Consider the following 21,894-nt stretch of genomic DNA (forward strand, 5'->3'; position numbering starts at 1 on the left):
AGTTATATTCAATTTATTTTATTACTTACTTTTAACCGGTTTAATAGACTCGGTTTTTTGAATTTTTAATCTGTTATCTATTTTCTTTAAAACTCTTTTGTCGCTATTCATAGGGTTCACACTATTATCTGGTGTTCTTCTATTTTTAGCATCGCGAATAGGTTCTTTTCCTTCTGGTAAAACCATTCTTAAAACTTCTTCGCTAATATCATATTTTGGATCTGAATAAAGCATAACCAAGTCACTTCCTTTGTCAAACACAAAACTGTATTTTCTTCTTTCAGCAACTGTTTTTACAGCATTCCAAATTTGATCTTGAATTGGCTTAACTAAGTTTCTACGCACTGAAAGCATATCACCATTAGGTCCATATCTCTGTGCTTGTAAATCCTTAATCGTTTGTCTTTTTTCTGCAATCTCAGCCTCTCTTTCTACAACCTGATCTTTTGTTAAAAGAATTTTCTCGTTTTGAAATTCAGTTAACATCACTTCTAATTGCTCATTATGATTCTCAATTTCCGTAGCCCAATTATTTGCCTGCATATCCAATCTCTGTTGTGCATCTGCATATTGCGGTAAACTATTCAATACATAATCTGTATCAACATACCCAAAACGCTGCCCAAACATACTGGTGCTTATAAGGAAAATGAATATTACAATACTGTTTTTCATAATGACTAATTTTGATTAAACGAAAATCGTGCCAAGGGTAATAGCTTTAGAATGACTGACCAAATATAAAGTGTGTTTGCCATCCAGATGCTTCCCCACTTGAATTAAGATAAGGATCGAATCCATATCCAAAGTCAAATCCTAACATACCAAAGGCCGACATAAATACACGTATACCAACTCCGGCAGATCTTTTAAGCTCAAATGGTTTGAACTCTTTGTGATCATCCCAAGTATTACCAGCTTCAAAGAAACCTAAACCAAAAATCTTAGCTTGTTGTCCCATCGTGATTGGGTATCTTAACTCTAACAAGAATTTATCATAAATAGTACCTCCACCTAAGGGTGTAATATCTCTACCTACTTGTCCTCCACCATCAGTGAAATCTTGATAACCTCTCAAAGGTACAATCTCACGACCATCGAAACGGTTGGCTTGTAATCCAGTTCCTCCCATGAAGAATCTTTCGAATGGTGAAATACCAATATCTTTATTATAGTTTCCTAAAAGACCGAATTCTGCACCCGTTCTTAAAACTAATTTTCCTACTAATTCCTTATACCAGTTACCAGAGAATTGAACTTTATAGTATTCTAACCACTTGTATAACTGTTCGAAATTACCATCTTCTTTTAATGCTTTGTAATCCTTGTTATTGTTTAATAAAGAATAAGGCGGTGTTACTTTTAAACTTACATTAAAGTCCGATCCATAAGTTGGGAACACAGGATCATTACCTGCAGACAATCTACTTAAACCGATTTGGTAAGCCAAGTTATTAGACTGACCGTTTTCGTATTGAATTGTACCTACATTATATCTATAGTTCTCAAAGTTGTAGTTCTGGAATGAAACCGCTTGATTTAATCTGAAGTAATCATCTGGCCAAGCTAATAATTTATTTAAACCAACTGAAGCACCCAAAATTCTCAATTTAGAATCCTCTGAGCTATATAAATTCTTATAGTTTGAGTTATAAACTGATAATGACAATGCTGTTGGTTTACTTCCTCCAATCCAAGGCTCCGTAAATGAAATACTATAGTTTGAGAAATAACTACCTGCTTGTGCTCTAATCGACAATGCTTGTCCATCTCCAAGTGGAACTGGCTTCCATGCTTCGCCTTTGAACAAGTTACCAATAGAGAAGTTCTGGAAAGTTAAACCTAAAGTACCGATGAATCTTCCTCCACCATAACCACCTTGTAGCTCAATCTGGCTAGAAGATTTTGGTGCTAATTTCCAATCGATATCAACTGTGTTATCTTCAACATTAGGTTTAATGTCCTGTGAAATTTGTTGAGGATCGAAGAATCCTAAACCTCCTAATTTAAAGTATGTTCTCTTAATATCACTTTTAGAGAATAAATCTCCTGGGCGCGTCATTAATTCACGTGCGATAACGTGGTCATGGGTTTGAGTATTTCCATTAAATGTAACACGATTCCAAGTTGCTTGCTCTCCTTCTTGAATTCTAATTTCTAAATCAATGGTGTCATTTTTAACTGACTTCTCAATCGGCATAGCGTTAGAGAATAAATAACCATTGTTTAAGTATAGCGTATGAATATCATCGTCTTTATCCGAGCCTGATACTTTTTTGTTGATACCAACTGCATCATAAGCATCACCTTTTTTATACGCGAATATTCTTTCTAAAATTTCCGTATCATATACTGAGTTTCCAACAAAAGTAACATCACCTAAGTAATATCTTTCTCCTTCGTCAACTTTTACTTTAACAACATATCTATTTTCTGAAACGCGTTCAATCGTATCCGATACTATTTTAGCATCTCTAAATCCATATCCTTTATAAACGTCGATTAAGTTTTCTTTATCTTCTTCGAAATCTTTCGGAACTAATTTAGATGACTTCAAGATACTTCTTAAGTCAGTTCTAGAGGTATTCTTAAATCCTTTTCTTCTTAGCATTCCGGATTTAAGCTCCTTATTTCCTTCAATGATAATATCTTTCACCTTCACACGAGGCCCCTTATCGATTACAATCTTTACATCTTCAGTAAGATTTTTACCTTCAACTGGAACCGTAGTGAAATCTACTTTTGCATCTGGGAATCCTTTTCCTGTAAAGTGATTCTTAATATTAATTCTTGTTTGATTAATAAGGTTTTGCGTAATCTTTTCGTTTAGCTTAAGCTTATTATCCTTGATTAATGTTTCTCTTAAAGACTTTTTAACGCCAACTATTTCAACTTCGTTGATTTTTGGAAGCGCTACCAAATTAACTCTAAGATAGATTTCGTTCCCTACAACTTTAGTTGCAAAAAACTCAACATCAGAGAACAAGTTAGTTCTCCATAATTTTTTAATCGCATTATTGATTTTCGCACCTGGAATTTCAATTTCTTCGCCTAATTGTAGGCCTGTAAATCTCAGGATTTGGTTTGTACTATAAGGCGTACCACCACTCACATCTAAACCTTTTAGAATGTACTGTGCCATCATTTCTACAGAACTACCTGGCATTTCAGTCACTTGAGCTGGCGCCGTAAGTGTGTCCTGTTTACTACCTATCTTTTCAAAGTTAAAAACGCCGTGTGTATTGATTTGCGTAGAATCTACGTTAAAATCAACCACTTTCTTTGGCTGAATTCCTGTCGAATCTACCTGCGCACTCAATGTAACACAACTAAATAAGGTTAGTATATATAATTTCTTCATCATTAATTCTTCGGTTCCGTTAATTGATCACCAGTTTTCCCAAACCTTCTTTCTCTTTTCTGATAAGAGTAAATAGCCTCAAATAGATCTTTTTTTCTAAAATCTGGCCATAAAATATCAGTAAAATAAAGTTCTGCATAAGCAATTTGCCACAGCAAAAAGTTGCTTATCCTCGTTTCGCCACTTGTCCTTATCATTAAGTCTACATCTGGTAAATCAGCAGTAAACAAGTAGTTTTTGAAAACTTCTGGTGTAATGTTGTTAATTTCTAGGTTATCTTCTTTGACGTCTTTTGCAATTGATTTTACAGCAGAAATGATTTCATCTTTAGCGCCATAACTCAAAGCTAGCGTCAAAACAGCTTTGGTATTATTTTTTGTCGACTCCATTACCGATTTCAACTCGGCAGACACATCTTTGGGTAGTTTGTCTATATCTCCAATCGTGCAAAGTCGAATATTGTTTTCTTGAAGTGTTTTTAACTCTTTTTTGAGTGAACTTGCTAGCAAGCCCATTAAAAAGCCAACCTCTTCCATGGGTCTAGACCAATTTTCAGAGGAGAAAGCGTAAAGTGTTAAATAAGGAATACCAAGATCGTCGCAGCCTTCAATGGCCGAGCGAACAGCTTTTATGGCATTTTTATGCCCAAAGGTTCGCAACATACCCTTCTTCTTAGCCCAACGACCATTTCCATCCATAATGATGGCAACGTGTTGTGGTATATTCGATGAGTCAATTTTATTTCTTAAGGTTTGTTGCATTCTTATTAATCACAGAAACATGCTGGTCTTCCGAAGGTGTAAGTTAAAGTTAAACCAGTGAAAACATACCAATCATTATTTGAATGATCTCCTAATTGTCTTCCGATAATTAACTCGTCGTTACGCTTTTGGATTTCTTGCGAAATTCCATTGTAAGTTTCTAATCCTGGTTCTATGACGTAGCTAAAGTCTTCGGGTTGCGCGAAAGCCATATCTAGGTCATCAACCATAGTAGGTCTAACGCCAACTTCTGCAGCTACAATCCAGTTCCATCTGAACTTGTATTTATATCCAGCTCCAAAAGGAACGGTATATGATATTTTTGTCTTATTTGATTTTTCTATTAAAGTTTCAAAATCTTGTGCTGATGTTGGTGCTGTACTTCCATCATGTAATTGGTGAGTAACTTTATACTCTGGATGATTATATCCAAAAACTCCACCACCTGCAAAGATGTAAGGCGAATGACCTCTTTCTTGCTCAGCATTAATTGGGAAGAAATTATATTCAAAAACTACGGATGCTTCAAATAAAGATTGAGAGTATTTGGCACCACGATCATATCTATAATCCTCAGCTGCTAATTTATCGTTATCAATAAACCTAGAATAATCTAAATTCAAACGTAGTGATTGTTGTGGGTTTAAATTGAATCTATAAATAGCCCCAATCGCAATAGGAATAGTTGGTTCACCTTTATCAAAACTCTTGGGCAAAGGATTGATAAAATCAGTTCTACCAACATCTGTAATACCATTGGCACCACCCAAAAACAAACCTACTTCGTGCTTTTGCGCTTGCAGATTACATGCAAAAATTGTTATAAATATGAATACAAAAAATCCTCTCATAATAATTGTATAATGTACATTGTTAACGTACAAACTTTGCCAATGTTGTATTTCCTACATTTTTTATGCGGGGCAAATATAAACATTTATGTCGGCAGAGCGTATGCTTTTAATAATTTCTTTTAAAATCCCTAAAGTTAGTTTCTTCTATCAATTCCCCAAAATAATTTTTGTCTTAATGTTTCTAAATAGTTACTATGGTTTAATTGAACAATATTGACCATAAAATCAGCCTTACTCACACATATTTCGTGTTTTACGTCTATAGAATCCAAGCGATTGTCTAGTGATAAAGAATATTTTGGTACTCGACTGTGTACTATCAATCTAATTTCAACACTATCTTGAATAACCAATGGCCTAACATTCAAGTTATGTGGCGCCATCGGGGTAATCACAAAATTCTCTGTTTCTGGAGAGATAATCGGACCATTACAACTCAATGAATATCCTGTAGATCCGGTAGGTGTAGAAATAATTAAACCATCCGCCCAAAATGAATTCACCAACTGCCCATCAATGTATGCATCAATCGTAATCATACTGGTAGTTTCCTTGCGCATAAGCGTAACTTCATTTAATGCAAAAGGAAATTTTAAATGTAAACCTGGTGAATGAATTTTGACTAAAGAACGTCGACTAATCTTAAAATTCTTAGCCAATATATCGTCTAAATAAGGAAGAATCTCTTTTTTATTAATTCCAGCTAAATAACCCAACCTACCTGTATTCACTCCCACCATAGGAACGTTAGAATCCTGTACAATCGTGATAGCAGACAAAATAGTTCCATCTCCACCAAAAGTGAAAAACAAATCTAAATCATCCCACATATCCTCATGGGATTTAAAAGTTGGAACGTTTTCTAAATTAATGGATTTAATAAATTTCAGGATTTCCAAGAATTTTTCTTCCACCTGAAACTCAACTTCTTTTTCTCTGAATTTATCTAATAATTCAGGCATAAAATCCTCTAAAGCTTCAGAGAATTGCATTCCATATATCGCAACCTTCATTTTAGACATCTAGGTACTTCATTAGTTGGTCATATCGATCGTGTATCATGTCTTGTTTTTCGTCGTTAAAGAATTTGAGTTTAACTAAATAACCAAAACGTTCAAAAGTTTCGACAACAGAAGACAGGCTTTCTGCATTGAATTTAATTGTAATCTCGGTTAAATCATCTTCAAAGCCAGAAATAAAGCTACCGAATATTCTTCCGTTATTGGATTCTACAATTTTAGCCACCTCGCTCATCGAAAACTGCTTGGTAGGAATCTTAACTGTTAACATAGCCGATGGCTCCGATAGCAATGGAAGTTTTGATAGTTTCCCCATCACATCCTCCACCAACAGAACACCAAGATATTCTTTTTGTTGGTTTAATACCGGGATTACGTTGGTATCATGTGTATAAAACTCGTTGATCGCATCGAAAATGCTACTTGTCTCCGTTAAGAAAAAGTAATCTACATATGGCTTTGCGTTGGTCAGAACATCCTGAAGTGGCGCCTCGTTTAAATGCGCCTCTGAAATGTTACCTAAAAAGGTTAAACCTTCAAACAAGGGAATATGTGTTAGATGAAATCCATCTAACATTTGTAATGCCTTTTCTACAGTTGTATTTGTAGAAACAGGAATAATTTCTTTTGATATTAAATCTGTAATTAACATGGGCAGATTTTCAGCTAAGTTAAAAAAAAATGACTACTAGTTATGGCTATCTGTTATTTTAACAAGATAATGTCAAAATGAGTACCAAGAATTATTTAATCTAAATCTAGGTTTTCCAATTCCATTTTTACTTTTTTAGTAAGTCCATTATAGACTCTTTCATAAGAATGATTAATAAGCTCTTTTAAAAATTCACCTGACAAACTTCCCTGAAAAGATACGGTATTCCAATGTTTCTTGTTCATATGATAACCTGGTTTAATTTCATGATATTTTTCTCTTAATTCAATTGCCCATTCTGGATCGCATTTAAGGTTTACCCTAAAATCCTCTGAGGACAAATCAGTTATGGCAAAGATTTTGTCTCCTACTTTAAGAACTAAATTATCTGGCCCAAAGGGGAAATCCTCTTGAGTATGAGGCAACGACAAACAGTAGTTTAAAAAGTTTTCAATATGCATGTTTAAAAATATGTATATTTGCACAGAATAATAGAAGGTATGAAACAACCATCTTTTTTTGCTAAAATCTTACTTTTCGGTGAATATGGAATCATCGAAAACGCTAAAGGATTGACTATTCCGTACAATTTTTATAAAGGTACTTTAAAATTTGTAGACGCGGAAGCGCATTCTGATTCTAACGAAAAATTGATGGAGTTTGCTGATTACCTTTCATCTGAAATGCCCGATAGTTTTGATATTGAGCGCTTAGAAAAAGATTTAGCGGCAGGCATGTACTTCGATTCAGATATTCCACAAGGATATGGCGTAGGTAGTTCTGGTGCTTTGGTAGCAGCGATTTACGATCAATATGCACATAATCCTATTGCTACAAATGGATTATCTAAAGGCAAAATCAGCGAATTAAAGAATATTCTAGGTAAAATGGAGTCTTATTTCCATGGCAAATCATCTGGAATTGACCCTCTGATTTGTTATATGAATATTCCTTTGTTGATTAATTCTAAAGACGACATTGACACTGTAGGTCTTCCAGAGGAAAAAGCAGGCAAAGGCGCTATTTTCTTAATCAATAGTGGTGTACCAGGTAAAACAGAACCTATGGTTCAAGCATTTTTTGAGAAAATGAAAAATGAAGGTTTTAGAAAAACCATGCACAAAGAGTTTACGAAGTACAACGATGCTTGTATTGATGCTTTTGTGAAAGGTAAAACCGAGCCTTTATTTAAAAATTTAAAGAATTTGTCTACTTGGGCATTTGTGAATTTCAAACCAATGATTCCTACTCGATTGCTTAACGCATGGGAAAATGGAATTCAATCCAATGATTATTACCTAAAACTGTGTGGTTCTGGTGGTGGAGGATTTGTTTTGGGCTTTACAAAGGATTTTGAAAAAGCGCAACAATCGCTTCCTGACTTTGAATTGGAGCCATTTTACCGTTTCTAATACATACTTATGACCTCTAAAGTAGCCAAAAACAGTTTCCTGAAACTTCTGGCACTTTTCACGGTGATTCGGGGTTACAATATTGCTGCACTTGTTGTGGCCATGATATTTACGGCCTATTTTATTTTCGCTAAAGATCAAACTTTAAGTCATTTTTTCTCTACTTACAAAGTACATTTAATCGTATTAGCATCAGCTTTTACCATTTCTGGGGGTTATATTATTAATAACTTCTACGATTTAGATAAAGACCGAGTGAGCCGACCGCTCACCACTTATATCAGTAGGTTTATTAGCCAGTCTTTTAAACTGAATGTTTATCTTGTCCTTTGTGGAATTGCTCTTGCTTTGGCTTTTTCTGCATCTTGGCGAATTGGGATTTTCTTTATTATATATCAGTTTCTAGTTTGGCTTTATAGTCACAAACTTAGTCGCCTACCCTTTATACAGAATCTTTCCTATACCATTTTGGGTATGTTGCCTTTTTTGGCGCTTCTATTACACTACAATAATTACTCACCAATTATATTCTTCCATGGTTTATTTCTTGGTTTGATTTTACTCATCATGGATATTTCAAAGGATTTAGTGAGTTACAAAGGAGATTTAATTTATAATTACAAAACCTTACCAGTGACATTGGGCATTCCGAAAACTAAGTTAATTTTAAGTATTTTAATACTAATTAGCATATTTTGGACGATAATAATGACACAATTTGAGGAGGTTGGTCATATGGATTATTATTTTGGAATCTCTGCGATTTATCTTCTAATCTCCTTGATTGTCATATGGTTTATTAACAAAAAATGGCAATTCAACCTATTTTATCTTAGTTTGAAGTTAATGCTTGGAATTGGTATCATAAGTATTGCATGGATTAAGATAAATCCCTTAGATTTGCAAAAGTTTTTCCCTATCAATTAACGGATTGAATTTTGCTGGTTTATACAACAGCAGAGGAAAGGCAATAAATATAAGATTATGAGAAGAAAGAATCCAAAATTCGACAATTCGAATTCAGATCGTCGCGAGGACGAATCAAGAGGTTCATCCGAGAGACGAAACACGGGGAACAGAAGAAGCAGTGGCAGAAGCCAAGATTCAAGAACCAAAGGGCGCTCTTTCGGAGGCGGAGATCGCAACAAAAGATCAGAACAACCGGGAGGCAGTGATCGAAGAAAGTCAGACAGAAGTGGTGGACCAAGTAGAAAACCATCTTTTGGTGGACGCAAACCAAATAGTAACTGGGGTGAAAGAAAAAGCTTTGACCGCAGTGGAGACAATGACAGAAGCTCTTCAAGCAGAGAAGGCTCAACAGAAAGAAGAACATTTAACAAAGATTCTAGAGATAATAGAGGTTCATCTGATAGAAAACCATCTTTTGACAGAAAAAGTTCATCAGACAGAAGTTCATCTTACGAAAGAAGAGGACCTTCTAATAGAGGTGACGCATCAGAAAGAAGAGGTTCATCAGACAGAAAACCATATAGCAGAGACAGTAGAGGCTCATCAGATAGAAGAAGTTCTACTGACAGACCCTACTCTTCAGATAAACCTAGTTCAAGAGGGAACAAATTCGGAGGAAATAAAAGCTACGGCGATAGAGAAACTGATAACAAAGGTTCTTTTGACAACAAAAGAAGTTTTGATAAAGATAGATCAGATCGCAGGCCAGCTCCAAGAGGAGGCAAAAAGTTTGGCGACAGAAAAAGAGCGGCCGACAGTGGACGTGATTTTAAGCGCAACTTAAGACCAAGAAGAAAAACAACTGAACCAGTTAAGGAAGATGATGGTTTAATTAGATTAAACAAATACATCGCTAATTCTGGTATGTGCAGTCGTCGTCAGGCAGATGAGTACATTAAAACAGGTGTAGTTGAAGTAAATGGAACTGTTATTACTGAAATGGGCTTCAAAGTTAAGCCAGAAGATGATGTAAGATTTGACGGTAGACGTTTGACTCCAGAAAGAAAAACTTATGTTCTTTTAAACAAACCCAAAGGATACATTACTACAACTAGCGACGAAAGAGACAGAAAAACAGTAATGGATTTGGTTGGAAATGCAACTAAAACTAGAATTTTCCCAGTTGGAAGATTAGATAGACAAACTACAGGTGCGTTATTATTTACCAATGATGGATATTTAGCTAAGAAGCTTACGCATCCAAGTCATGGTGTTAAGAAAATCTATCATGTTATTTTAGATAGAGATCTACACGGTGATGATATGGAGAAAATCCGTCAAGGTATTCACATGCACGAAGGTGTAGCTAACGTTGACAAAGTATCTTATATCGATGGAAAATCAAGAAATGAAATCGGTGTTGAGATACATATTGGATGGAACCGCGTAGTTCGTAGAATCTTCGAAAAATTAGGTTATAAAGTGGAAGCGCTAGACAGAGTGCAATTTGCTGGATTAACTAAAAAGAACCTTAAAAGAGGTGATTGGAGAATTCTTGATGAAAAGGAGGTTAACTTCCTGAAAATGATGTAGGATTAGTAAGTAGTATTTGGTAATTGATACGTAGTAGACAGTAACTAAATTCTATTGATAATATTTAAAAGAGAGGATGTAATCATTCTCTCTTTTTTATGTCCTAAGATGAAAGTTCTTAAGAGCACATTGCTAATTTTCAATTGAAGCATTCTTAAAGCTAGGTGTAGTTAGACTGTCCTTTCAAATAAACTCATAAGTGATAATTAAATAAATTCTTTAACTTTAAACGAGTTAAGCATCCACTATCGTTTAATATAAAATAGAAAGCTTATGAAATTCGTCGTCAAAAATTCTTTGTTTTTTGGTGCAGGCTTATTGGTTTTGTACAGTATTTATCACTTTCTAATTTTAAATGAGGGTTTTAACCTAAAGCGTCTATATTACATATTAGGCATATCGGTATTATCTAGCATAACATGGGGTATATGTATATATTATATCAAAAAGAAAAAGTAGGTGCCTGAAATTTTAAACTAAAACTTATTATCTCTACTCAAGCAATTGAATTGTTTAGATTTATATTATTAAATAGCTTAACTCCCCTTCTATTCAACTTAGCTCTATTGACTATTTTAACGAGCTTTGAACAACTTATTTATTGAAATAGGAACATTCCCCTTAAGAACAATTTTAAGCCCTAATACCTTTATTTTAAATAAAATTAAATCGTACAAAAAAGCCCGAAACAGAATTTCTATTTCGGGCTTTTAGTTTTTGGATTAAGTATATTGAATCTTACTTCAATTTCTTAATTCTATTATCTTTTACATCAGAAGCATCTACCAATGATGGAATCAATGAATTCTGAATTAAGCTTCTATTTTGTGTTTGAACACTTCTTCTTAATACAGAAGCATCATCCATTTCAGCAACAGCTCCTTTCTTAGTAACTTTTACAAAGTAAACTCCTGCGTTCCCTTGGATAGCACCCGAAGTTTTACCTTCTGCTAATCCTAATGCAGCTCCACCAACATTTGGCTCTAGACCAGCACCCTCGATCATTGGACGAGAATAGTTGATAGATGCAGTTTGTTTAGTTACACCTAATTTAGATGCTAAACTATTTAAATCAGCTTCTGTGTTTTCTGAGGCTAATTTCTGTGCAATTTTTCTGTTTCTCACTTTAGCCTCAATCTGAGTTCTAGCTGCTGCGATATTGTATTTACCATCTTCGTATTTGTTAGATAAGTAAGCAACGATTTGTCCACCATCTAAAGTTTCAAATGTAGAAACCGCACCTGGTTTTGTATCATCGTTGAAAGCCCATCTTAAGATGTCAGCTTCTTTTCTTGTTCCACCTAAACCTACTAAGTTAGTAGCAAATCTCGTTACACCATCTGCATTGTTCACCTCTGCATTCTCTTGACGAGCTGCATTAATGAAATCGTTTGCTGATTGGTCTTGTGCATTTAATGCTAAATTATTAGCTGAGCTAAATAAGTTTTCTTGAGTTTCCTCAGAAGCTTTAATTTGCTTTTGAATCGTTGCTAATTGATAACCTGTAACTTGTTTTACATCATCAATTCTAATGATATGGAATCCAAATTGAGAAGGAACAACATCAATAGTACCTTTTGGTTCTGTTACCGCAAAATCACGGTAAGACTCTGCAAATCCTTGTTGGAATCTACCAACCCATCCAATATCACCATTAGATTGAGCTGCTACAGCATCATCAGAAACCGTTCTAGCTAATTCATTAAATTTAGAAGGGTCTGCTTTAATAACAGTTAATAAACTATCTGCCATAGCTTGTGCCTCTTGTGGAGTTCTTGTGATTCCAGCTCCTCTTGCTTCGCTACCCGCATAACCGATTAAGATATGACTTGTTTTAGCTGAGTCAGTGATTGCTTTAACGTCTGAAATTTTAATTAAGTTATATACACTACCAATTTTAGTTGGCCCGATAACATCACCTTTATTTGCATTCTTAAGTTTCTCTTTCAAACCTTCATCTGGGAAACTCTCGAATTGTGCTTTAGTATAATAAGTAGGATCGAATTGAGATTCAGAAAAACGACTTACATACGCAGAGTCATTAACAGCTTGAGCAAAAGAACGGATAGTATCTGAAATACCATTCACTTCATCTTTAATCACCTGTGGCGCTAAGTAAGAGTTTAATTCATTTAAAATCTTGTTATTATCCTGCTCAGATGCAACACCAGGGAAATAAGCATAAGCTAAATTCACACTTGGTTCTGCTTTAAAGTTTTTAGGATGATCTTTCATATATCCTAAAATCTCATCATCTGTAACTTCAATTTTATTTTTTTGTGCGTAGTCTTCGTAGTTAACAACAATATACTCGATGTCGTTATTAGCATTTGCTTTGTTCATGAAAGCAGCATCAACATCCGTTGCCAAACCACCACTAGAAACTAAACCTAAGTAAGTTCTGTTAAGTAAACGAAACTGTGGATTTGCGTTTTCCCACTGCTCATAAAAATTTTGAGCTTGTGGATTACCTGCAAGAGCTGCAGTTTTAAGTTCACTAACAAATTGTTTAGTTAACTCAATGTTGACACGACCATTAGCATCTGTTAAATTTGGATTCACTGAAGAATAAAATCTACCAGCTTCCTCAAAATACTTGTTTTCGTCAACACCAATCCCCAATTCTTCCATTTGGTTAGTTACCAACACTTCAGAAACTAATTGATTCCATGCCATTTCTGATAACACGTTCTCACTTGCTTCCTGCATTTGTGGGTTTTTACTCAAGCGATTATACGCCAAGTTATAGTCTTGAATGTTAATAGGCGTTCCTGCAACAGAACCTAATTCATTTGGATCTCCAAATATACTTCCTTGTGAAAATGCGTCTCCAACAATGAAAGCAAATAAAGGCAAACCAATACCTAAAATCAATAACCAAGATCTTTTTCTAATATCTCCTAAAAGAGCCATCCTTAATAATTTACGTTACAATTTGCGAAAGTACAACATTCCTGTAAAAACAAAAAACAGATAAAGCATTTACACCCAATAATGTTAAGATTTATTAAATCTTAGTTGGATTTAGAACTATACCTATATGCTAATATTTGAAATGCTATACTTTAGCCTTAAAATTTCTAAAGTTCAAATATAAACTTTTCAATAAAATAATTTGCAAGTCTACTGATGAATTAATCCTCTTGGACGTAAATTCTAATTTCCTCGATGCGTGTATCCGAAACTCTTTCGATTAAAAGAATATAATCTTCTACTCTAATTTCTTCACCAATATCAGGCAAGTCCTCGTTGAGCTTTACGGCCAATCCTCCTAGGGTTTCATAAGCATCGGACTCAGGCAAGTGTAGTCCAAAGTTCTCGTTTAAATAATCGATTTCTAATCGGGCTGAAAACAAATATTCATCGTCGCTGATTTGTGTTTGAACCAGTTGAACACTATCATGCTCATCCTCTATCTCACCAAATAATTCTTCTACAACGTCTTCTACCGTTACCAAACCAGCTGTTCCACCATATTCATCTAATACAATCGCCACCGATTTGCGGTTTTTGATTAATCTATTCATTACGTCCTGCGCCAATACAGTTTCATTCACAAAATCAACAGGCAAAAGGGCTGAACGAATGTTTTTTGGTTTTTTGAACAAATCAAAGGAGTGTATATATCCAATGACTTGATCCATATTTTCTTGATAAACTATTAGCTTTGAGAACCCAGTATCAATGAATTTTTCTCTTGCGTAATCGATGCTTTCATTAATATTTACACCAATAATTTCCTTTCGTGGAATCATACATTCCCTCACCTTAATCTCAGAAAATTCTAAAGCATTGTGGAATATTTGAACCTCGGTGTCTATTTCTTCTTCATCAGCATCTATCAACTGTTCAGATAAGAAGTATTTTAATTCTTCCTTAAAGAATAATTCATCCTCCGAAACTTCTTTTCTACCTACCAATTGTAAGAAGATGTTTGAAATCCAAATAATGAAAGTAGTGAAGATTGAAAATAATTGGAAAATAATCCAAGCCGGAAAGGAAAAGAATTTAAATAACTCGTTGGAATAAATACTAAAAACAACTTTTGGCAAAAACTCAGCAGTTACCAAAATAACCAAAGTAGAAATTAGGGTTTGAATTAAAAGAGATAATAAATCTGAGTTTAAATCTGGAAGATTACTCATAATTAAATCTCCCATAAAAATACCGTAAACAACCAATGCGATATTATTACCAACCAGCATGGTGGCAATAAATTTTTGAGGTCGATCAGATAAATAAAGCATTAACTTAGAAACCCAAGTTTCTTTTTTGCGCTCAAGCTCTAAACTCATCCTATTGGATGAAATAAATGCTATCTCCATCCCCGAAAAGAAGGCTGAAGCAATAATCGATAAAATGATAATAATGAGAGTCGTCGCCATTATTGTTTTTCTTGTGATTCCATCAAAGGATTCAACTCAACCATGTCTTCTGGTATTTCTTGTTTCGGCAATTGAGGTTTGGTTCTTGGCGTTGTTTTATTATCACCAGCTTCATCGAAAAAGATTACACCATGATTATCAAACAAAGTAAATTCCTTGAAATCCTCAGATGCTGTTAAGCCGTGATTGGCAATATTTATGGTTCCGTCTTTCCTTTTGATAGTTACTGTATCTTCTGTAAATATACGCCTATTTAGATTATCCCAGAAAATATGTTGGGTACGCAAAGTATCTCCATCATTATTGATCATTTCAACATTTCCTTTGCCTTCATAGAACTTTTTTCGGTCTATTATTTTAGCCCAATCTGCTCTAAGATAATTTGGATTTGGTTTCCCAGAGTTCCAAAATTTAATATTTACCCCTTTTCGCATGATGGTGTAAGGTGAGTCGATTAAAGTAAACTCTTCAATCAATGGAGATTTCAACTCCATGGTGATTACACCAGAATCCTTATAGGTTAGAAAGGCATCAACGATGGTTCTATCAGCAAAATTTTTATTGAGTTGCCCCAATGGTTTGGAGTCTTTTTCCTCACAACTCACAAACAACAAAGCAGCCCCAAATAGGGCTGCTCTGATTATATTATATGTCTTTGAGACATTTCTTTTCATTATCTAACGGTGGTTGTAGCACCTCCAAGACAACTAATAGAAACTCTATCTCCTTTCTTTTTACCTGCTTGGAAAATTAATTCTTGATTTGGTGCTGTTCCTTCATAAGATCTTACGGCGCTCTTTGCCCAAGATGCTGAACGGCTATCTACCGCAGCAGCTTTATTAGCATAGTCAGCAGCTACCCAATAAGTAGATAATTTCTCGAATTGTGAATTACCACATGCGTTAGCACTTGCACCAAACGCACTTGCTATTAATTGGTAAGGTGCTCCCCAACCTGGCTTATAATTAGCGGCTCTTTTCGCCCAACTAACTGCATTACTTAAACTACCAGTTTTTTGATAAGATAAAGCAATGTAGTAAGCAACATCACCACGTGTAGTTCCAGTTACCTCATACATAGCTTTCTTAAAGTCTTCAATAGCTCCGCTATAATTTCCAGCTTTATATTTTCTAGCACCAGATCCATATGGAGAACCTACAGTTCCACCCCCACCTCTAGAAGCAACTTGTGTTTGCTCTGCTTGAGGGTTTTGTTTTTTCCAAACAATATTATATTGTTCTTCGATTCTTTCCATTATTGGATTGTCGTAACAATCTTTTGATGCTAAAGCTTGGTAAGAACTAGTCAACCACTCAATGCTATCTTTATTAGCTTCAAATCCGTTGTCAAACATAGGTGCAATATTATCACAAGTAGTATATTGTTCTAATATTGATTCCATACTATCATGTATATTAACAAATGCATCTTTATTCGTTTGTGCATTAGCCATCATTTGTTTTTCAGCTGGAGTTAAATCTTTCTTAGGATTAGTTTTCTGAATACTATCTAACTTTTCAGCAAGTGTACCATACTCAACTGAACGCATTTCGATATTATCTTCTGCAATTTTCTTTGTTTGGAAGTAAACTTTTAAAACTTCCTCAAAGCCTAATTTCTCTTCATTTAATAACTGTAGGGAAGTTGAAAAGTAAGCATAAACTGCTGGACTCGAAAACTTCTGAACGTCTTCTGATGAGCTAAACAATTCTTTAAACTTTTTGTAAGCTCCCATTTTATCAACTAAACCATAATTTAACTCATAGGTAATTGCTTCTCCTTTCCAGAAAGCTTCTTTACCATCTTTAAAATTCTTAATTCTATTATCGATTAAAGTCACTAACTCATTGGCATATTTCTTCTTCTCAACTTCATTCGCTGCATTAGCAACTTTATTCTCTAAAATTGTTTCACCAAATATATAAAAGTTGATTTTCTCACTAGGACAAGCTGCTAAAGCTTCTTTTAACTTAGGATAAGCTGCGTCATAGTCTTTTGTCTGTACCAATTTATTTAGCGAAATCTCATAGCTATCGCAATTTTGGGCATTTCCAAAGTTGGGTGCGATAAATGCAGATGCGACAAATAGTAGTGGTATTATTTTTTTCATTTTGATAGATTTTCTAGATTCAATTTAATCATATTTTCTTCGCTGGAACCAAGTGTCGTTTAATGTAAAACTTAGCTTAACGTTCGCGTAAGTTTCTTTCACCAAACTCTTATCAGTAGTACCTCTCTGCCCTAGCTCAACACCGATGTTTAACTCAGACGCGTCAGTAGCTTTTCCAACGGGTAGTCCAATTCCAAAAGTTATGCCATAATCTTTTATATCTTCTCCTTTAACGCTTATAGGCGTCTTCTCATAATACATACCTCCGCGGTAAGTTGCGCGAGACATATAACTCCTATAACTATTAAATTGAGGGATATAATATCCACCAACCGCAGCCTTAAATCTGTCGTTTGATGTATTCTTTTCATGTATTAAATTAAATGCAGAAGTCTTTTCCCAATCTACTTGTGCTCCAATATTCCATTTTAAATCTTTACCGTAGCTAATACCAAATGATGCGTTTTCTGGTATTCTAACTTTTCTATCTGAATCATTGAAGCTAATCGTATCAACATTAAACTCTACAAAGTTGGTTGGGATGATTTGATAAGTTTTAACAAGATAATTTTGATCTGCTTTAATATTAGATCCTAAACCATAAGTAGCACCAACCGTCAATAATTTATTGTTATCGAATTTCTTAGCAAATGAAATACCTCCATTCACAGTGATTCCGCTGATTTTACTGTCAAAATCATATGCTGTAAGCAATTGAGATTCAGAAGCGCTGAAGATTTCTGTTTTATCTAAAGATCCAAAAATATAATTTGCTCTAACCCCTAAAGCTAAATTGCTGTTCAAGTTATAAGAAGTCATAAAATGTAAACTATTCAATCCTCCACTACCTTCAAACTGGCTTGTGGTTGAAATATCATCATACATTTTAGTTGTACTTGTTTTATAACCTAAGGCTGAGAAAGGCTGAAAACCAAATCCACCTCTCCATTTTTTACCTAATGGAAATCCTAATGAAACCTTAGAAAGATAGGTAGTTGATCTCGAAAACTTATCGCTTTCGCTTTTGAACCTTGTCATATCTGTAGAACCTTCGAAAACGAAATTGGTAAATCTCAAGTTTTGGTTGGCGGCTGGGTTCATAAAGTTAGTTTCTGTTCCATAAGGACTCAAATAAGCTGTGCTTAATCCTCCCATTCCAAAGCTGGCTGCGCCGTTGCTAAGTCTATTGTCTCCATACCCAAAGGCTGAATAGGGTGAAATAGATATGTTTTGAGCGCTAACTTGCGCTACTGTAATTAGCAGTATCATACTGCATAAAATCCTTCTCATTCTTCTTTTGCTACTTATTAAATATTTGCAAATATGATGATTTGAATCCAATCTGAAAAAATATATTGTCATTTGTCGGTGAATTTGTTTGATTATTAAGCAATTAATACCTCCTATGTCCGCATAGGATAGTCACGAGCCTAAAAATTAAGTTTTAATTGAACATTTCCGGAATGAATCGCTTTATACTCTTCGTTCTTTCTTCCAGAATACTGAACGTTTAATTCTAAATAATTATTAATATTTCTTTGTAAAAGTAAACGCCAAACCAAGTTATTCCCATCTCGCAAACCTTCCATCATTCTATTTCCTACCACAGAATTTGGATTGCCCACGAAATCATTTTTAACCCAGTCCACACCCGCTAATACAGATGTTTTATTTTGATCGTTCCATGTGAAATCAAAATTAAGTTGATGAGCCTTTAAACTTTCCTCGCCCAAAGCATTCGAGTAATCTTGGTATTTATAGGCTAATGCATATTTAAAATTCTCTGAGCGACTATAATATACTTTTGGAATCCATTCGGAAGCTGAAAGCGCATATCTTCTACTTTCAAAAGCCTCTGAATCACTATCAATCCATTTAAGATTATTAGAAAATTCTAGTGTTAAGAATTCCGTCCAATTATATTGAGCTTTAATTTTATTTAATTGAGTAGAAAGTTCTTCTAAACCGGTAAAAACATACCTCGCATTCTCTTGAATACTAAATTCATGCACAAAATTCCATTTGTATTGTTTACCCGTATTATATTTATTCTGCATATAAAACTGCAAGGTTCTGAAACGTAGACTTTCATCATTCTGCCAGGGATTAAAGGCAGCTGTTTCATCATATTTTAAATAATTTCCCTCTGTGGAATACGTTAAATTCGACTGAACTCTTCTCCAAAATGTTTCATTACCAAAATAGCGCGATGGGTTTAATCTCAAAGAAACGCGCAGCCCATTTTTATTGGTTCTAATCTGATCTACGGTATTGGTATAAACTCTGATAAACTTAGCTTCATCGGCAAAGTCAGCTTGCTCAAACTCATCTAACTGCTGAATACCATCACCATTATAATCTGTCCATTTATAAATCCCCATACCATCTGCAACTTCTACATAGGTAAATGCTCTCTGTAATTCAGTCCCACCCGAAATCTCATAATTCGCATTTAACTCTACTGCCTTATTCCATAGACTTTTTCTCCATTGAATAGTTGCGTTCAAAAACGAAACTTTATTAATTGAATCGGTGTAATTCAATCTTCGGTAATGCGTCATAAACCTCAATGCATGATTTTCATTTTTAATAATTTGTGTGTTAAACTCAACACCAACAGCTTCTGAATATCTTTTAAAACGACCCAAACTCACCGAATCATCTTTTCTTTGATAAGCTCTTAAATAAGCATATTTATTAATGGTATCGCCCAACATAACCGAACCAAAAACTTCATTCCACCCAAAACTCAACGAATCAATTTGATGGTTCAGCTCTCTTCTGTTTTGCTCACCAACAATTCCTGTTGTCAATCTTACCTTACCGACTTGCCTTCCTACCAGCGCACGATATTCATCAAAAGTTGTTTTCTCATTATAGGAACTTGAATTCATGGTTTTATAAGAAGCTAAAAACTCTGTTTCAGGCGTTAAATATTGTAAATTCAACCTATGTCGATTACCGTTGTATCGGTTAGCTTCGTCTAGATAATCAAATCCATAATTAACAAAAATTGAATCTGAAACAGCTAACAAAATATTTGATTGTAAGAACTGCTGATCTCCTCCTCCAATTTCTTGATTTAAATTAAAATCTCTAACAAACTCAGGCGAGCGTAATCTTTCTAATGGCGAAAAATTCTCTTTTATAAATTCATAATTTAAACTTGGTGTAATTTGAAGTTTGCCTTTCTTATAAGATTTTTCTGCTCCTAATTTTAGTGCATAACCCACATTTTCTTCATCATCTACATCAGAAAACAAGTTTTGATCAACATTAGAAACACCCACATCTAAATTAATTTTTCCATTATTTTTAAGTTTATAAGAAGAAGCTAAACTTAAAACTTGATTCTTTTGTGGTGCCACTAATAAGCGAATAGGTTCGTATTCCCCTTGTTTAACACCATTTATCGGAGGAACAAATTCAAATACACGTCCATTCACTGCATTATCAGATAGCTTATAATTTCCTTTGTTTTTCCCTAAACGCGTAAAGTTGACATTATAAACCTCATCATGAGATTCTGCGGTATATTCAAAAATCTCTAAATCATTCCAAAAGACTTTTTTGTACAAAACCTTCCCCTCCTCAAATGGAACTTGCTCATAAGAATCAGCATACATCGCACTAGCATCATTTCCTGCTTGAGATAAGATTTCTTTATCTTCTAAACTTAAACTTTGATTGACAGCATTATTCTTACTATCACTTTCAGAATAAATATGCGTTGACAAAGAAAAACGCTGACCCACATGCTTTGCACCACCATACAACAGAAATCGATTGTAATATCGGTTTGTATATTGATATTCTGCAATAAATCTATCAGTCGAACGCACCAAGTGTTTATTCGTAAATGTAATTTCCCCGGTATTGTAATTAATTACATAATCATAATTTTCACCTCTCTGAAGCAGAATTCCATCCTTATAAACCTTCTCACTTCCAGATAAAATCGTGACATAAGCCTCGTCATAGTTTCCAGAAAGACGATAAGGACCTTGATTTCCCTCTTGTCCGTTGAATTTCATTTGTTTAAACTCACCTCTAGAAATACTACCTGCCGCCTGAAAATGCGTAGAACTAGAGTCGCTAGAAATCATATGATTTAAATGCAAACCCGAAACTCGCCTATTAAATCTCCCAAAATATTCCTGCGTTTGCGATAAGTCTACATGCCCTGCTCTTGCACTTGATTGATCTGTAAATAACTCAACAAATACTTTATCAAATTGTTCTAAATTCTGAGTATATCCATCGGCCTCAATTGGTACGTTGGTGTCAGAAATAGCAGCCGTAATTCCAATATCGGGAGACAACTGACCGTTCATTCTTAAATCTAAAGAAGATTGTGCCGACGAACCTTGATTATTCCCTAAACTTATCCCTCGCACCATACTACCTTGAGTGGAAATCCCATCAAAAATTTCTTTTTTCTCGGTTTCTTGATTTCCCAATACCATAGCCTGAACTTCACTTGCAGAAGCCACAATCAACTTGGGATCTTTAGGATAAGTAACCTGGCTTCTTAAAGTCGGATGCACAATATATTCTATCTTTAAACTATCTCTAAATTCAGGTTTAAAATAAATCTTACTCTCAGCATAATTTAGCTTATAAGCAGAACCCGGAATAAACTCACCCTTTAAATTTTCAACTTTTAAACCATCCTTAAGTATAAACATTGAATCCAGCACCAAGCTGTCTTGAGCTTTGATTTTAATACTTCTGAAATTTGGATTTTCCCATGTCGGTACCTGCGCTTTCACAAACGATATCAACATTAAACCCAAAATAAGTAACTTAATTTTCAACTTACTATACTTAACGTCAAA

The 21,894-nt window shown here is 34.6% G+C and carries 15 protein-coding genes and 1 pseudogene; 3 read left to right on the forward strand and 13 right to left on the reverse strand.

What is annotated here, in order from left to right:
* Window positions 1-21: 21 nt before the first annotated feature.
* The 7 genes from NLM59_RS00710 to NLM59_RS00740 all read right to left on the reverse strand — a co-directional run bounded on the left by NLM59_RS00710 (window position 22) and on the right by NLM59_RS00740 (window position 7,108).
* Window positions 22-675: an OmpH family outer membrane protein gene (locus tag NLM59_RS00710; protein ID WP_304415816.1), complete on the reverse strand. Its 654-nt coding sequence runs from the start codon at window positions 673-675 to the stop codon at window positions 22-24.
* 46 nt (window positions 676-721) lie between these two features.
* On the reverse strand, window positions 722-3,364 hold the full coding sequence (locus tag NLM59_RS00715) for a BamA/OMP85 family outer membrane protein (protein ID WP_304415817.1): 2,643 nt from the start codon (window positions 3,362-3,364) through the stop codon (window positions 722-724).
* Window positions 3,364-4,122 carry an isoprenyl transferase gene (locus NLM59_RS00720; protein WP_304415818.1) on the reverse strand — a complete coding sequence of 253 codons (759 nt, stop codon included), beginning with the start codon at window positions 4,120-4,122 and terminating at the stop codon, window positions 3,364-3,366. The genes NLM59_RS00715 and NLM59_RS00720 overlap by 1 nt, the downstream gene beginning before the upstream one ends.
* 5 nt (window positions 4,123-4,127) lie before the next feature.
* Window positions 4,128-4,973 carry a type IX secretion system protein PorG gene (gene porG / locus NLM59_RS00725; protein ID WP_304415819.1) on the reverse strand — a complete coding sequence of 282 codons (846 nt, stop codon included), beginning with the start codon at window positions 4,971-4,973 and terminating at the stop codon, window positions 4,128-4,130.
* A 137-nt stretch (window positions 4,974-5,110) separates the two neighbouring features.
* On the reverse strand, window positions 5,111-5,989 hold the full coding sequence (locus NLM59_RS00730; RefSeq protein WP_304415820.1) for an NAD kinase: 879 nt from the start codon (window positions 5,987-5,989) through the stop codon (window positions 5,111-5,113).
* A gap of 1 nt (window position 5,990) precedes the next feature.
* Window positions 5,991-6,647 (reverse strand): CBS domain-containing protein, encoded by a 657-nt coding sequence (locus tag NLM59_RS00735; protein WP_304415821.1) that lies wholly within the window; start codon window positions 6,645-6,647, stop codon window positions 5,991-5,993.
* A gap of 95 nt (window positions 6,648-6,742) precedes the next feature.
* Window positions 6,743-7,108, reverse strand: coding sequence for an MmcQ/YjbR family DNA-binding protein (locus NLM59_RS00740; RefSeq protein ID WP_304415822.1), 366 nt, complete (start codon window positions 7,106-7,108; stop codon window positions 6,743-6,745).
* A gap of 39 nt (window positions 7,109-7,147) precedes the next feature.
* Between NLM59_RS00740 and NLM59_RS00745 the strand changes: the two genes are divergently transcribed.
* From NLM59_RS00745 to NLM59_RS11845, 3 genes and pseudogenes are all read left to right on the forward strand, one after another.
* Window positions 7,148-8,059, forward strand: coding sequence for a mevalonate kinase family protein (locus NLM59_RS00745; RefSeq protein ID WP_304415823.1), 912 nt, complete (start codon window positions 7,148-7,150; stop codon window positions 8,057-8,059).
* 9 nt (window positions 8,060-8,068) lie between these two features.
* Window positions 8,069-8,986, forward strand: a complete 918-nt coding sequence (locus NLM59_RS00750; protein ID WP_304415824.1) for a geranylgeranylglycerol-phosphate geranylgeranyltransferase — start codon at window positions 8,069-8,071, stop codon at window positions 8,984-8,986.
* Window positions 8,987-9,526: 540 nt separating this feature from the next.
* Window positions 9,527-10,561: pseudogene (locus NLM59_RS11845) on the forward strand (pseudouridine synthase); the annotation flags it as partial.
* A 738-nt stretch (window positions 10,562-11,299) separates the two neighbouring features.
* Here the strand turns inward: NLM59_RS11845 and NLM59_RS00760 are convergent.
* The 6 genes from NLM59_RS00760 to NLM59_RS00785 form a co-directional block, all read right to left on the reverse strand.
* Window positions 11,300-13,474 (reverse strand): peptidylprolyl isomerase, encoded by a 2,175-nt coding sequence (locus tag NLM59_RS00760; protein WP_304415826.1) that lies wholly within the window; start codon window positions 13,472-13,474, stop codon window positions 11,300-11,302.
* Between the two features lie 221 nt (window positions 13,475-13,695).
* A complete protein-coding gene (locus NLM59_RS00765; protein WP_304415827.1) occupies window positions 13,696-14,946 on the reverse strand; it encodes a hemolysin family protein in 1,251 nt (416 codons plus the stop codon).
* Window positions 14,946-15,620 (reverse strand): LPS export ABC transporter periplasmic protein LptC, encoded by a 675-nt coding sequence (lptC, locus tag NLM59_RS00770; protein ID WP_304415828.1) that lies wholly within the window; start codon window positions 15,618-15,620, stop codon window positions 14,946-14,948. The genes NLM59_RS00765 and lptC overlap by 1 nt, the downstream gene beginning before the upstream one ends.
* Window positions 15,620-17,056 (reverse strand): hypothetical protein, encoded by a 1,437-nt coding sequence (locus NLM59_RS00775; protein ID WP_304415829.1) that lies wholly within the window; start codon window positions 17,054-17,056, stop codon window positions 15,620-15,622. Before NLM59_RS00775 ends, lptC begins: the two co-directional genes overlap by 1 nt.
* Before the next feature lie 24 nt (window positions 17,057-17,080).
* Window positions 17,081-18,325, reverse strand: coding sequence for a porin family protein (locus NLM59_RS00780; protein WP_304415830.1), 1,245 nt, complete (start codon window positions 18,323-18,325; stop codon window positions 17,081-17,083).
* Window positions 18,326-18,486: 161 nt separating this feature from the next.
* Complete coding sequence (locus NLM59_RS00785; RefSeq protein ID WP_304415831.1) at window positions 18,487-21,843, reverse strand: hypothetical protein; 3,357 nt, start codon at window positions 21,841-21,843, stop codon at window positions 18,487-18,489.
* Window positions 21,844-21,894 lie beyond the last annotated feature (51 nt).

Source organism: Profundicola chukchiensis, assembly GCF_029664245.1.
GTDB lineage: Bacteria > Bacteroidota > Bacteroidia > Flavobacteriales > Weeksellaceae > Profundicola > Profundicola chukchiensis.

Excerpts from the sequence above, each read along its gene's own strand:
- NLM59_RS00710 (WP_304415816.1), bottom strand. The coding sequence starts at position 675 with ATGAAAAACAGTATTGTAATATTCATTTTCCTTATAAGCACCAGTATG.
- NLM59_RS00715 (WP_304415817.1), bottom strand. The coding sequence starts at position 3,364 with ATGATGAAGAAATTATATATACTAACCTTATTTAGTTGTGTTACATTG.
- NLM59_RS00720 (WP_304415818.1), bottom strand. The coding sequence starts at position 4,122 with ATGCAACAAACCTTAAGAAATAAAATTGACTCATCGAATATACCACAA.
- porG (WP_304415819.1), bottom strand. The coding sequence starts at position 4,973 with ATGAGAGGATTTTTTGTATTCATATTTATAACAATTTTTGCATGTAAT.
- NLM59_RS00730 (WP_304415820.1), bottom strand. The coding sequence starts at position 5,989 with ATGAAGGTTGCGATATATGGAATGCAATTCTCTGAAGCTTTAGAGGAT.
- NLM59_RS00735 (WP_304415821.1), bottom strand. The coding sequence starts at position 6,647 with ATGTTAATTACAGATTTAATATCAAAAGAAATTATTCCTGTTTCTACA.
- NLM59_RS00740 (WP_304415822.1), bottom strand. The coding sequence starts at position 7,108 with ATGCATATTGAAAACTTTTTAAACTACTGTTTGTCGTTGCCTCATACT.
- NLM59_RS00745 (WP_304415823.1), top strand. The coding sequence starts at position 7,148 with ATGAAACAACCATCTTTTTTTGCTAAAATCTTACTTTTCGGTGAATAT.
- NLM59_RS00750 (WP_304415824.1), top strand. The coding sequence starts at position 8,069 with ATGACCTCTAAAGTAGCCAAAAACAGTTTCCTGAAACTTCTGGCACTT.
- NLM59_RS00760 (WP_304415826.1), bottom strand. The coding sequence starts at position 13,474 with ATGGCTCTTTTAGGAGATATTAGAAAAAGATCTTGGTTATTGATTTTA.
- NLM59_RS00765 (WP_304415827.1), bottom strand. The coding sequence starts at position 14,946 with ATGGCGACGACTCTCATTATTATCATTTTATCGATTATTGCTTCAGCC.
- lptC (WP_304415828.1), bottom strand. The coding sequence starts at position 15,620 with ATGAAAAGAAATGTCTCAAAGACATATAATATAATCAGAGCAGCCCTA.
- NLM59_RS00775 (WP_304415829.1), bottom strand. The coding sequence starts at position 17,056 with ATGAAAAAAATAATACCACTACTATTTGTCGCATCTGCATTTATCGCA.
- NLM59_RS00780 (WP_304415830.1), bottom strand. The coding sequence starts at position 18,325 with ATGATACTGCTAATTACAGTAGCGCAAGTTAGCGCTCAAAACATATCT.
- NLM59_RS00785 (WP_304415831.1), bottom strand. The coding sequence starts at position 21,843 with ATGTTGATATCGTTTGTGAAAGCGCAGGTACCGACATGGGAAAATCCA.